The 12504-nt window shown below is 70.6% G+C and carries 12 protein-coding genes; all 12 read left to right on the plus strand.

Features of this window, described 5'->3' with window-relative positions; translation table 11 throughout:
* Nucleotides 1-20: 20 nt before the first annotated feature.
* The 12 genes from pyrR (at nt 21) to rpoZ (ending at nt 12502) form a co-directional block, all read left to right on the plus strand.
* Entirely contained in the window at nt 21-617 is a 597-nt protein-coding gene (pyrR, locus tag BM204_RS14855) for a bifunctional pyr operon transcriptional regulator/uracil phosphoribosyltransferase PyrR (RefSeq protein ID WP_091114856.1), read from the plus strand.
* Nucleotides 614-1603: an aspartate carbamoyltransferase catalytic subunit gene (locus BM204_RS14860; RefSeq protein WP_091114859.1), complete on the plus strand. Its 990-nt coding sequence runs from the start codon at nt 614-616 to the stop codon at nt 1601-1603. The genes pyrR and BM204_RS14860 overlap by 4 nt, the downstream gene beginning before the upstream one ends.
* On the plus strand, nt 1600-2898 hold the full coding sequence (locus BM204_RS14865) for a dihydroorotase (protein ID WP_091114861.1): 1299 nt from the start codon (nt 1600-1602) through the stop codon (nt 2896-2898). Before BM204_RS14860 ends, BM204_RS14865 begins: the two co-directional genes overlap by 4 nt.
* Nucleotides 2895-4073 (plus strand): glutamine-hydrolyzing carbamoyl-phosphate synthase small subunit, encoded by a 1179-nt coding sequence (gene carA / locus BM204_RS14870; protein ID WP_091114863.1) that lies wholly within the window; start codon nt 2895-2897, stop codon nt 4071-4073. The genes BM204_RS14865 and carA overlap by 4 nt, the downstream gene beginning before the upstream one ends.
* Nucleotides 4073-7420 carry a carbamoyl-phosphate synthase large subunit gene (gene carB, locus BM204_RS14875; protein WP_091114866.1) on the plus strand — a complete coding sequence of 1116 codons (3348 nt, stop codon included), beginning with the start codon at nt 4073-4075 and terminating at the stop codon, nt 7418-7420. The genes carA and carB overlap by 1 nt, the downstream gene beginning before the upstream one ends.
* The gene (locus BM204_RS14880) at nt 7420-8508 is read left to right on the plus strand and encodes a quinone-dependent dihydroorotate dehydrogenase (protein WP_091114869.1); all 1089 of its coding nucleotides are present in this window, start codon (nt 7420-7422) and stop codon (nt 8506-8508) included. The genes carB and BM204_RS14880 overlap by 1 nt, the downstream gene beginning before the upstream one ends.
* Before the next feature lie 97 nt (nt 8509-8605).
* Nucleotides 8606-9769, plus strand: coding sequence for an alpha-hydroxy-acid oxidizing protein (locus BM204_RS14885; protein ID WP_091114872.1), 1164 nt, complete (start codon nt 8606-8608; stop codon nt 9767-9769).
* A 29-nt stretch (nt 9770-9798) separates the two neighbouring features.
* Nucleotides 9799-10614, plus strand: coding sequence for an orotidine-5'-phosphate decarboxylase (pyrF, locus tag BM204_RS14890; protein WP_091114873.1), 816 nt, complete (start codon nt 9799-9801; stop codon nt 10612-10614).
* The gene (locus tag BM204_RS14895) at nt 10611-11069 is read left to right on the plus strand and encodes a hypothetical protein (protein ID WP_091114876.1); all 459 of its coding nucleotides are present in this window, start codon (nt 10611-10613) and stop codon (nt 11067-11069) included. Before pyrF ends, BM204_RS14895 begins: the two co-directional genes overlap by 4 nt.
* 152 nt (nt 11070-11221) lie before the next feature.
* Nucleotides 11222-11542: an integration host factor, actinobacterial type gene (gene mihF, locus BM204_RS14900; protein WP_091114878.1), complete on the plus strand. Its 321-nt coding sequence runs from the start codon at nt 11222-11224 to the stop codon at nt 11540-11542.
* Nucleotides 11535-12134, plus strand: coding sequence for a guanylate kinase (gene gmk, locus BM204_RS14905; RefSeq protein ID WP_091114881.1), 600 nt, complete (start codon nt 11535-11537; stop codon nt 12132-12134). The genes mihF and gmk overlap by 8 nt, the downstream gene beginning before the upstream one ends.
* Nucleotides 12135-12169: 35 nt before the next feature.
* Nucleotides 12170-12502 carry a DNA-directed RNA polymerase subunit omega gene (gene rpoZ, locus BM204_RS14910; protein ID WP_091114885.1) on the plus strand — a complete coding sequence of 111 codons (333 nt, stop codon included), beginning with the start codon at nt 12170-12172 and terminating at the stop codon, nt 12500-12502.
* Nucleotides 12503-12504 lie beyond the last annotated feature (2 nt).

Here is a 12504-nt window from a genome sequence, read left to right on the forward strand (position 1 = left end):
GAAGGAGGTCAAGCACGCTCGTGTGTGCCCAGCCTGCCCCCGGACCGACAGACCCCGCTGGCCCCCCTCCGGGACGCGTGGTCCTCGACGCCCGTGACATCTCCCGGGCCTTGACCCGCATCTCCCACGAGATCCTCGAGCGCAACAAGGGCGCCGACGACCTCGTCCTGCTCGGCATCCCCCGCCGCGGCGTCCCGCTCGCGCAGCGGATCGCCGCCCGCATCTCCGCGGTCGAGGGGATCGAGGTGCCGGTCGGCTCGCTCGACATCACCCTCTACCGTGACGACCTGCGGATGAAGCCGGCGCGAGCGCTGCTGCCCACCGAGATCCCCTCCGGAGGCATCGACGGCAAGGTCGTCGTGCTGGTCGACGACGTCCTCTTCTCCGGGCGCACGATTCGCTCGGCCCTCGACGCCCTGGGCGACGTCGGCCGGCCGCAGGCCGTGCGCCTCGCCGTCCTGGTGGACCGGGGGCACCGTGAGCTGCCCATCCGCGCCGACTTCGTCGGCAAGAACCTGCCGACCTCGCTGGTGGAGCGGGTGAGCGTCCGGCTCGCCGAGACCGACGAGATCGACGCGGTGTCGATCGACGGCCCGCCCGAGTGGAGCGAGGCATGAAGCGCCACCTGCTCAGCGCCGCCGACCTGACGCGCGACGACGCGATGCTGGTCCTCAAGACCGCCGAGGAGCTGCGCTCGCTGGCCGACCGGCCGATCAAGAAGCTGCCTGCCCTGCGTGGCCGCACGGTGGTCAACCTCTTCTTCGAGGACTCCACCCGCACCCGCATCTCCTTCGAGGCGGCGGCCAAGCGGCTCAGCGCCGACGTCATCAACTTCTCGGCGAAGGGCTCCAGCCTGTCCAAGGGCGAGAGCCTGAAGGACACCGCGCTGACCCTGGAGGCGATGGGCGCCGATGCGGTCGTCGTACGCCACGGCGCGAGCGGTGCCCCGCACCGCCTCGCCCACTCCGGCTGGGTGCGCTCAAGCGTCGTCAACGCCGGTGATGGCACCCACGAGCACCCCACCCAGGCCCTGCTCGACGCGTTCACCATGTGGCGCCACCTGGGCAAGGACGGTGCCCGGAGCGGCGACAACCTCGAGGGTCGCCGCGTGGCGATCGTCGGTGACGTCCTGCACAGCCGGGTCGCTCGCTCCAACGCGCTGCTGCTCCAGACGCTCGGTGCCGAGGTCACGCTGGTCGCCCCGCCGACGCTCTTCCCGGTCGGCATCGACACCTGGGGCGTCGAAACCTCCTACGACCTCGACGCGGTGCTGCCCAAGGCCGACGTCGTGATGATGCTCCGCGTCCAGCGCGAGCGGATGAACGCCTCGTTCTTCCCGACCGCACGCGAGTACTCCCGCCGCTACGGCCTCGACGGCAAGCGGATGCGGGCCCTCCAGGACCACACGATCGTCATGCACCCCGGGCCGATGGTCCGCGGCATGGAGATCACCGCCGACGTGGCCGACTCCGACCGCTCGGTCATCGTCGAGCAGGTCACCAACGGCGTCGCGGTCCGCATGGCCGTCCTCTACCTCCTCCTCAGCGGCGCCAACGGCTCCGACCACCACGGGGAAGCACCAGAAAGCGAGACCGACGCGTGAGCGCGTACTTGATCAGAGCCGTCTCCATCCTCGGCGGAGACGCGACCGACCTGCTCCTGCACGGGGGCGTCGTCGCTGCCATCGGCGCCGACCTGACCGCGACCGGCGACACGGGCGACACCGTGGAGATCGACGGCACCGGCCTGGTCGCCCTCCCGGGCCTCGTCGACCTGCACACGCACCTGCGCGAGCCGGGACGCGAGGACGCCGAGACGGTCGAGTCCGGCACCCAGGCCGCCGCCCTGGGCGGCTTCACCGCGGTCCACGCGATGGCCAACACCGAGCCGGTGGCCGACACCGCCGGGGTCGTCGAGCAGGTCTGGAGGCTCGGCCGCGAGGCGGGCTACTGCGACGTCTACCCGATCGGCGCGGTCACGGTCGGTCTCCAGGGCCAGCAGCTCGCCGAGCTCGGTGCCATGGCCGACTCCGCGGCCCGCGTCCGGGTGTTCTCCGACGACGGCAAGTGCGTGAGCGACGCGGTGCTGATGCGCCGCGCGCTGGAGTACGTCAAGGCTTTCGACGGCGTCATCGCCCAGCATGCGCAGGAGCCGCGCCTCACCGAGGGCGCCCAGATGAACGAGGGCGAGCTCTCCGGGCGCCTTGGCCTGACCGGCTGGCCGGCCGTCGCGGAGGAGGCGATCATCGCCCGCGACTGCCTGCTCACCGCGCACGTCGGCTCCCGTCTCCACGTCTGCCACGTCTCCACCGCCGGCTCGGTCGAGATCGTCAGGGATGCCAAGCGCAAGGGCTGGAACGTCACGGCCGAGGCGTGCCCCCACCACCTGCTGCTCACCGACGACCTCGCCCAGACCTACGACCCGATCTACAAGGTCAACCCGCCGCTGCGCACCGCCGCCGACGGCGCCGCCCTGCGCGCCGGTCTCGCAGACGGGACGATCGACATCGTCGCCACCGACCACGCGCCGCACCCGCACGAGGACAAGGACTGCGAGTGGGCCGCCGCCGCATTCGGCATGCTGGGTCTCGAGACCGCGCTGTCGATCGTGCAGGAGACGATGGTCGACCCCGGCCTGCTCGACTGGGAGGGCGTTGCGGACCGGATGTCCTACGCGCCGGCACGCATCGGTCGCATCGCCGACCACGGCCGGCCGATCGAGGTGGGTGCGCCCGCCAACGTGGTGCTCTACGACCCGGCCGCCCGCCGCACGGTCGTGGCGTCGGAGTCGGCGTCGCTGAGCCGCAACACGCCGTACGCCGGCATGGAGCTGCCCGGCCGCGTGGTCGCCACGTTCCTCCGCGGCACCGCCACCGTGCTCGACGGGAAGCTCCAGTGAGCGCCCGTGCCGCGGGGCCGGCCCTCCTCGTGCTCGAGGATGGACGCACCTTCCACGGCGAGGCCTACGGCGCGACCGGAGAGACCTTCGGCGAGGCCGTCTTCAACACCGGCATGACCGGCTACCAGGAGACGCTGACCGACCCTTCCTACCACCGCCAGGTGGTGGTCATGACGGCTCCGCACATCGGCAACACCGGCGTCAACGACGAGGACTCCGAGTCCAGCCGGATCTGGGTCGCGGGCTACGTCGTGCGTGACCCTGCACGGGTGCCGAGCAACTGGCGCTCGCAGCGCTCGCTCGACGAGGAGCTGCGCACCCAGGGCGTCGTCGGCATCTCCGGCATCGACACCCGAGCACTCACCCGCCACCTGCGCGAGCGCGGTGCGATGCGGGTCGGCATCTCCACCATCGAGACCGATCCGTCGGCCCTGCTCGCCCGGGTCATGGCCTCGACCGCGATGGCCGGAGCCGAGCTGGCGAGCGAGGTCTCCACCCGTGAGGCCTATGTCGTTCCGGCGATCTCGACAGGCTCGACCGACGGGGCTCGCCCCCTCCGGGTCGCCGCCCTCGACCTCGGGATCAAGACGATGACGCCCCACCGCATGGCCGAGCGCGGCGTCGAGGTGCACGTGCTGCCCGCGACCTCCACGCTCGAGGAGGTGCTGGCCCTCCAGCCCGACGGCCTGTTCTTCTCCAACGGTCCCGGTGACCCGGCGGCCACCACGCACCAGGTCGAGCTTCTCCAGGGTGCCCTGGCCCAGGGCCTGCCCTACTTCGGGATCTGCTTCGGCAACCAGCTCTTCGGCCGCGCGCTCGGCTTCGACACCTACAAGCTCACCTACGGCCACCGCGGGATCAACCAGCCGGTCATGGACCGCACGACCGGCAAGGTCGAGGTGACCGCACACAACCACGGCTTCGCCGTCCGGTGGCCGGACGGGATCCCGCTCGACGATCGTGTCCAGACGCCCTACGGCGTCGCGAGCGTCAGCCACGTCTGCCTCAATGACGACGTGGTCGAGGGGCTCGAGCTCCGCACGCCCGAGGGGGCGCTGAAGAGTTTCTCGGTCCAGTACCACCCGGAGGCGGCCGCCGGCCCGCACGACGCGGCCTATCTCTTCGACCGCTTCGTCCAGCTCATGGAGTCGTCCACCACCGAGGGAGCACGCTGATGCCGAAGCGCGAGGACATCAAGAGCGTCATGGTGATCGGCTCCGGGCCGATCATCATCGGCCAGGCCTGCGAGTTCGACTACTCCGGCACCCAGGCCTGCCGTGTGCTGCAGGAGGAGGGGATCCGGGTCATCCTGGTCAACTCCAACCCGGCCACGATCATGACCGACCCGGAGTTCGCCGACGCGACCTACGTCGAGCCGATCACCCCCGAGTTCGTCGAGAAGGTGATCGCCAAGGAGCGCCCGGACGCGCTGCTCGCGACCCTCGGCGGCCAGACCGCCCTCAATGCCGCGATGGCGCTCGACAAGGCCGGTGTCCTGGAGAAGTACGACGTCGAGCTGATCGGCGCGTCCATCGAGGCGATCGAGCGGGGCGAGAACCGTCAGGTCTTCAAGAAGATCGTCGAGGAGCTCGGCGGCGAGTGCTCCACGTCGGTCATCTGCCACACCATGGACGACTGCCTTGGTGCGGCCGACCAGCTCGGCTACCCGATGGTGGTGCGCCCCAGCTTCACCATGGGCGGCACCGGCTCCGGCATGGCCTACGACGAGACCGACCTGCGCCGCATCGCCGGCGCCGGCCTCGCGGCCAGCCCGACCACCGAGGTGCTCCTCGAGGAGTCGATCATCGGCTGGAAGGAGTATGAGCTCGAGGTCATGCGTGACACCGCCGACAACGTGGTCATCGTCTGCTCGATCGAGAACGTCGACCCGATGGGTGTCCACACCGGTGACTCGATCACCGTCGCGCCCGCGATGACGCTGACCGACCGCGAGTACCAGGCGATGCGCGACCTCGCGATCGGCATCATCCGCTCGGTCGGCGTCGACACCGGGGGCTGCAACATCCAGTACGCCGTGAATCCCGAGGACGGTCGCCTGATCGTCATCGAGATGAACCCGCGGGTGTCGCGCTCGAGCGCGCTGGCCTCCAAGGCGACCGGCTTCCCGATCGCCAAGATCGCCGCCAAGGTGGCGATCGGCTACACCCTCGACGAGATCGCCAACGACATCACCACGCGCCCCGACGGGCGGAGCACCCCGGCCAGCTTCGAGCCGACGCTGGACTACGTGGTCGTGAAGATCCCGCGCTTCGCCTTCGAGAAGTTCCCTGGAGCCGACCGGACCCTGACGACCCACATGAAGTCGGTCGGCGAGGCGATGGCGATCGGGCGCAACTTCACGGAGGCGCTGCAGAAGGCGCTGCGCTCGCTGGAGGCTCCGTCATCAGGGCCAGGGTCCGCGGTCTTCGACTGGCACCAGGAGTGGGTCGAGCTCGACAAGGACGCCCTGCTGCACGAGATCGAGGCGCCGCACGACGGGCGCCTCAAGAAGGTCATGGACGCGCTGCGCGCCGGTGCGACCGCGCAGGAGGTCTTCGACCACACCAAGATCGACCCGTGGTTCATCGACCAGCTGCTGCTGATCAACGAGATCGCCGAGGAGGTCACGGCCGCACCCGAGCTGACGCCGACGCTGCTGCGTCGCGCGAAGCGGCACGGCTTCTCCGACACCCAGATCGGCAAGATCCGCGGCATGACGCCCGACGTCGTACGCGGGGTGCGGCACGCGCTGGGCATCCGACCGGTCTACAAGACCGTCGACACGTGTGCCGCGGAGTTCGCGGCCTCGACGCCCTACCACTACTCCTCCTACGACGAGGAGAGCGAGGTGCAGCCGCGTGAGCGGCCGGCCGTGATCATCCTGGGCTCCGGGCCCAACCGGATCGGGCAGGGCATCGAGTTCGACTACTCCTGCGTGCACGCCTCGCTGGCGCTGAGCTCGCCGTCGATGCCCAACGGTGGCTACGACACGATCATGGTCAACTGCAACCCCGAGACGGTCTCGACCGACTACGACACCTCCGACCGGCTCTACTTCGAGCCGCTCACCCTCGAGGACGTGCTCGAGATCGTGCACGCCGAGACGTTGGCCGGCCCCGTCGCCGGCGTGATCTGCCAGCTCGGCGGCCAGACCCCGCTCGGCCTGGCCCAGGGCCTCGAGGACAACGGCGTCACCATCGTCGGCACCTCGCCCGCTGCCATCCACCTCGCGGAGGAGCGCGGCGCGTTCGGCCGGGTGCTGCGCGACGCCGGGCTGCCGGCGCCCAAGTACGGCATGGCGACCAGCTTCGAGGATGCTCACCGGATCGCGGCCCAGATCGGCTACCCGGTCATGGTGCGACCGTCCTACGTCCTGGGCGGACGCGGCATGGAGATCGTCTTCGACGACGATTCCCTCGAGGGCTACATCGGCCGTGCCACGCAGATCAGCCCGGCCCACCCGGTGCTGGTCGACCGCTTCATCGACGACGCGGTCGAGATCGACGTGGACGCGCTCTACGACGGCACCGACCTCTTCCTCGGCGGCGTGATGGAGCACATCGAGGAGGCCGGCATCCACTCCGGCGACTCCTCCTGCGCGCTGCCGCCGATCACCCTGGGGGCGGCCGAGATCCTACGGATCCGCAAGGCGACCGAGGCGATCGCCGCGGGTGTCGGGGTGCGCGGGCTGCTCAACATCCAGTTCGCCCTGGGCTCCGACGTGCTCTACGTCCTCGAGGCCAACCCGCGCGCCAGCCGCACGGTCCCGTTCGTCTCCAAGGCCACGGCCACGCCGTTGGCCAAGGCAGCTGCGCGGGTGATGCTCGGGGAGTCCATCGCCGAGCTGCGCACTGCCGGTCTCCTGCCGGCCGAGGGCGACGGGGGCACGCTGCCGGCCGACCAGCCGATCGCGGTCAAGGAGGCGGTGATGCCGTTCAACCGGTTCCGCACCCCCGACGGCGCGCAGGTCGACACCATGCTCGGCCCGGAGATGAAGTCGACCGGTGAGGTCATGGGCTTCGACGCCGACTTCGGCACCGCTTTCGCCAAGGCGCAGGCCGCGGCCTTCGGCTCCCTGCCGCGCTCGGGCAAGGTGTTCGTCTCCATGGCCAACCGCGACAAGCGGCACATGATCTTCCCGATCAAGGTGCTCGCCGACCACGGCTTCGAGATCCTCGCGACCCAGGGCACGGCCGAGGTGCTGCGTCGCAACGGCGTGCAGGCCACGATCGTGCGCAAGCACTTCGAGGGCGAAGGGCCCCACGGCGAGAAGACGACCGTCCAGCTGATCCTCGACGGAGAGATCCAGCTCGTCATCAACACGCCCAACGGCTCTGCCAGTGGAGGGGGCTCCGGCACCCATGCGCGGGTCGACGGCTACGAGATCCGCACCGCAGCCGTGATGGCCAACATTCCCTGCATCACCACGGTGCAGGGACTCGGCGCCGTCGTGCAGGGCATCGAGGCGCTCGAACGCGGCGACATCGGCGTGCGGTCGCTTCAGGACTGGGCCCGCCGCTGATGACGCCGTACTCCCTGCTCTTCGACCACGGCTTCGCCCGGATCGATCCCGAGGTCGCCCACCACCTGGGCTTCCGCGGGCTGCGGGCCGCGGCACCGGTGCTGAAGGGCATCGACCGGGTGGTCGGCGCCGGCCAGCCGGTGGAGGCGCTGGGCCTCACCTTCCCCAACGTGCTGGGGATGGCGGCCGGCTTCGACAAGAACGCCGTCGGCATCGACGCGCTCGGGGCGCTCGGCTTCGGGCACGTCGAGATCGGCACGGTCACGGGGGAGGGGCAGCCGGGCAACCCGACCCCGCGTCTCTTCCGGCTCACCGACGACCGTGCGGTCGTCAACCGGATGGGCTTCAACAACGACGGTGCCGAGGTGGTCGCGCAGCGGTTGGCACGGCGCGCCGCGGCTCAGGTCCGTGCGGGACGCGACGACAGCGACCACGAATCCCCGCCGCGCACCATCCTGGGGACGAACATCGGCAAGACCAAGGTCGTGCCCGACGACGACCAGGCCGCGGTCGAGGCCGACTACGAGAAGAGCGCGCGGCTGCTCGCGCCGCACGCCGACTACCTCGTCGTCAACGTCAGCAGCCCCAACACCCCGGGCCTGCGCAACCTGCAGTCCGTCGAGAAGCTCCAGCCCCTCCTCGAGCACGTACGACGGACGGCCGACGAGGCCGCCGACCTGGCTGGCCGCAGCACCAGGGTGCCCCTGCTCGTCAAGATCGCCCCGGACCTCGCCGACGAGGACGTGCTGGCCGTCGCCGACATGGCGCTGGCCATCGGGTTGGACGGCATCGTCGCCACCAACACCACGACCTCCCGCGAGGGGCTGCGCAGCCCCTCGCGAGAGGTCGATGCGATCGGTGCCGGCGGGCTCTCGGGTCGTCCGCTCGCCTCACGCTCGCTCGAGGTGCTGCGGATGCTCAAGCAGCGGGTCGGTGCGGACCTGACGCTGGTCGGTGTCGGCGGCATCACCACCGTCCAGGACGCGCAGGACCGGCTCGACGCCGGAGCCGACCTGCTCCAGGGCTACACGGCCTTCATCTACGAGGGTCCGCTGTGGCCGCGCCGTGTCCTGCGGGGCCTCGGATGATGTGTCTCGACAGGCTGGCCGGGCGCCCCTTCGTCACTCTCGCGACCGCTCGACCTCCCCGCGTGATCCACCCCCTCGCGGGCCCGGGGGTGGCGTGGTGAGCTTCGGTGACTACCAGATCGAGCTCTACCTCGCGGCACTGTCGGGGGTCCTGCCCCCGCACCCGTTCACCTTCGCTGACCTCGAGCGCGACGCGCTGGCTGCCCTCCCGCCCGAACTGCGGACCTACGTGGCCGGCGGCAGTGGTGATGAGTCCACGCAGCGCGGCAACGTCGAGGCGTTCGAGCGGTGGGCGCTGGTGCCGCGGATGCTCGCAGGCGCGGCCGAGCGCAACCTGTCCGTCGAGCTGTTCGGCAAGCGGCTCACGAGCCCGCTGATGATGGCGCCGGTGGGCGTCATCGGGATCTGCACGCCCGACCAGCACGGCGACATCGCCACGGCGCAGGTCTCGGCGCAGACCGGCGTACCGATGATCGCCTCGACCCTGATGAGCGACCCGCTCGAGGAGGTCGTGTCCCACACCGGGGAGACACCCTCGTGGTTCCAGCTCTACACGCCGAAGGACCGTGACCTCGCAGCCTCGCTCGTCACGCGCGCGGAGCAGGCCGGCTACGACGCCATCGTGGTCACCCTCGACACGTGGGTGCCCGGCTGGCGACCACGCGACCTGGCGAGCGGCAACTTCCCGCAGCTGCGGGGCAAGGCGCTGGCCAACTACACCTCCGACCCGGTGTTCCAGTCGATGACCGGCCCGGACCCTGACCTCGCCACCACCGTCCTGACCTGGGTAGGCACCTTCGGCAACCCGTTGTCGTGGGACGACCTGCCGTGGTTGCGCTCGCTCACCGACCTGCCGCTGGTGCTCAAGGGCATCTGCCACCCCGAGGACGCCCGGCGCGCGCTTGACGGGGGAGTCGACGGCATCTACGTCTCCAACCACGGCGGCCGCCAGGCCAACGGTGGAGGCTCCGCGCTCCAGTGGCTCCCGGGCGTCGTCGACGTGGTCCGGGAGCACGGTGCCGCCCCGGTGATCTTCGACTCGGGCGTGCGCACCGGCGCCGACGTCGTGAAGGCGGTCGCCCTCGGTGCCGACGCTGTCGCGGTCGGGCGGCCCTATGCCTACGGGCTCGCGCTCGGCGGCGTGCCCGGCGCCGTGCACGTGCTGCGGTCGTTGCAGGCCGAGGCCGACCTGGTCATGGCCGTCGACGGCTACGCCACGCTGGCCGACCTCACCCGCGACGCGCTCGTGCGCTGCGACTGACCCCTTCCCACCGCACGACAGGAGACCCCATGACCTTCGGAGCCCGCCTCCACGCAGCCATGGCCGACCGCGGCCCCTTCTGCGTCGGCATCGACCCGCACGCCGGCCTGCTCCAGGAGTGGGGGCTCTCCGACGACGTGGCCGGGCTCGAGCGCTTCGCGCTGACCGTGGTGGAGGCGGTGGCTCCGGTGTGCTCGGTCGTCAAGCCCCAGTCGGCGTTCTACGAGCGCTTCGGCAGTCGTGGCATCGCGGTCCTCGAGCGGGTCGTCGCCGACTCGCGGGCCGCCGGTGCCCTGGTGCTGCTCGACGTCAAGCGCGGCGACATCGGCTCCACCTCGCAGGCCTACGCCGATGCTTACCTCGACCCGACCTCCCCGCTGGCCTCCGACGCGATCACCGTGAGCCCCTACCTCGGCTTCGGCTCGATCAGCCCGATGATCGACACCGCCCGCAAGCACGACGCCGGGGTCTTCGTCCTCGCGCTCACCTCCAACAAGGAGGGCCCGGAGGTCCAGGCGGCTCGCACCGAGGGTGATCAGAGCGTCGGCGGGCTGATGATCGAGCACCTGCGCCTGCTCAACGCCGGCGCCGAGCCGCTGGGCTCCTTCGGTGCGGTCGTCGGCGCCACGATCGGGGAGACCGACGTGGACCTCGACTTCAACGGTCCGATCCTCGCGCCCGGCTACGGCGCCCAGGGCGGCACGCCCGACGACATCCGCCGGATCTTCGGCCCGGCGACCGGCAACGTCCTCGCCAGCAGCTCACGCGAGGTCCTGCGGCTCGGACCCGACCTGAGCGCGATGCGCGACGCCGTGCATGCCGCCAACGAGGCGTTGCGCGGATGAGGCGTCCCGTCGTCGAGATCCTCCTGGTCGCCCTCGGGACCGTCCTCCTGGGCGGCCTCTCGGCGTGTGGTGAGGGCGACCGCTTCGAGGGCTACTGCGCGGAGGTCGAGGAGCAGCAGGAGCCCCTCAGCGAGGCGTTCGCCGGGGGCGGTCCGACTGCCCTGATCGAGGCGCTGCCGAGCTTCCGGGCGCTGCAGGAGAAGTCGCCCGACGACATCTCTGACGAGTGGGGGCTGCTCGTGGGTCGCATCGAGACGCTGGTCGAGGCGCTGGACGCAGCCGGGGTCGACGCGGCGTCGTACGACCGCGACGACCCGCCGGAAGGGCTGTCCACCGACGAGAAGACCGTCATCGACGCGGCGGCGGGGGAGCTGGCGACACCCGCCACGGCGGCGGCCCTGGAGGGCGTCCAGCAGCAGGCTCGCGACGTCTGCAAGGCACCCCTGAGCTTCTGACCGTGACGCGCGATGCCTGCGCCGACTGGGGAAACCAGCCGAACTGGAACAGGTTCTCGTCGCGCAATTGCCGCTCCGTCGGGGTTCTGACTAGATTGACCCCTCAGCGGCGCTGCTCCCGCCGCACTGACGACCGAGAAGGACCGTTCCTCGTGGCTCTGCCCCACCTGACTCCCGAACAACGCCAAGCTGCGCTCGACAAGGCTGCCGCCTCCCGCCGCGAGCGGGCCGAGGTCAAGAACCGCCTCAAGAATTCCGGTGCCTCGATCACCGACGTGCTGCGCCAGGGCGAGACCAACGAGGTCATCGGCAAGATGCGCGTCGTCGACCTGCTCCAATCGATGCCCGGTCTGGGCAAGGTCCGTGCCCGCCAGACCATGGAGCGCCTCGGCATCGCCGAGAGCCGCCGGGTCCGCGGGCTCGGCACCAAGCAGGTCGCCGCCCTGCAGCGCGAGTTCGCCCCGGGTGAGTGACACCGCGCACGCGACCCGTCCCACCAGGCTAGTCGTCCTGGCCGGTCCCACCGCCGTCGGCAAGGGGACCGTCGCCGCAACGATCAGGGAGCACCACCCCGAGGTCTGGATCTCCATCTCGGCGACCACCCGCGCGGCTCGGCGCGGCGAGGTCGACGGCGTGCACTACTGGTTCGTGTCCGACGAGGAGTTCGACCGGCTCGTGGCCGAGGGTGAGCTGTTGGAGTGGGCGGTGGTCCACAAGGCGGCTCGCTACGGCACGCCGCGTCGCCCCGTCGAGGACGCGCTGGCCGCCGGCCGCCCAGCGATGCTCGAGATCGACCTGCAGGGGGCGCGGCAGGTCCGCGAGACCATGCCAGGGGCCTTGTTCGTCTTCCTCAAGCCGCCGTCCTGGGACGAGCTGGTGCGCCGACTGGTCGGTCGGGGGACCGAGACGGAGGAGGAGCGGGAGCGTCGGCTGGACACCGCGCGGCACGAGCTGGCCGCGGAGGCGGAGTTCGACGTCACCATCGTCAACCACGAAGTTCACGCTGCGGCCGATGAGTTGGTAGCCTGGATGGTGCTCGACTCCGAGCAGCATCCCCATCAGTAGTCATTTCCAGCCAACCGACTTGTGAGGCTTCACGCGTGTCTGCCCCCAACATCGACGCTCAGGGTGTCACCAACCCCTCGATCGATGACCTGCTCACCAAGACCGACAGCAAGTACAAGCTGGTCCTCTACAGCGCCAAGCGCGCCCGCCAGATCAACGCCTACTACTCCCAGCTGGGCGAAGGCCTGCTCGAGTACGTCGGTCCCCTCGTGGACACCCATGTCCAGGAGAAGCCCCTCTCCATCGCGCTGCGCGAGATCAACGAGGACCTGCTGACCTGCGAGGACGTCGACCCCGCGGAGCTCGCCGCCGAGGAGGCCGCTGCCAAGCAGGCCGCCATCGACGCCTCCTTCACGTCGCACGAGTGATC

It is taken from the genome of Nocardioides psychrotolerans (genome assembly GCF_900113685.1).
GTDB classification, from domain to species: domain Bacteria; phylum Actinomycetota; class Actinomycetes; order Propionibacteriales; family Nocardioidaceae; genus Nocardioides; species Nocardioides psychrotolerans.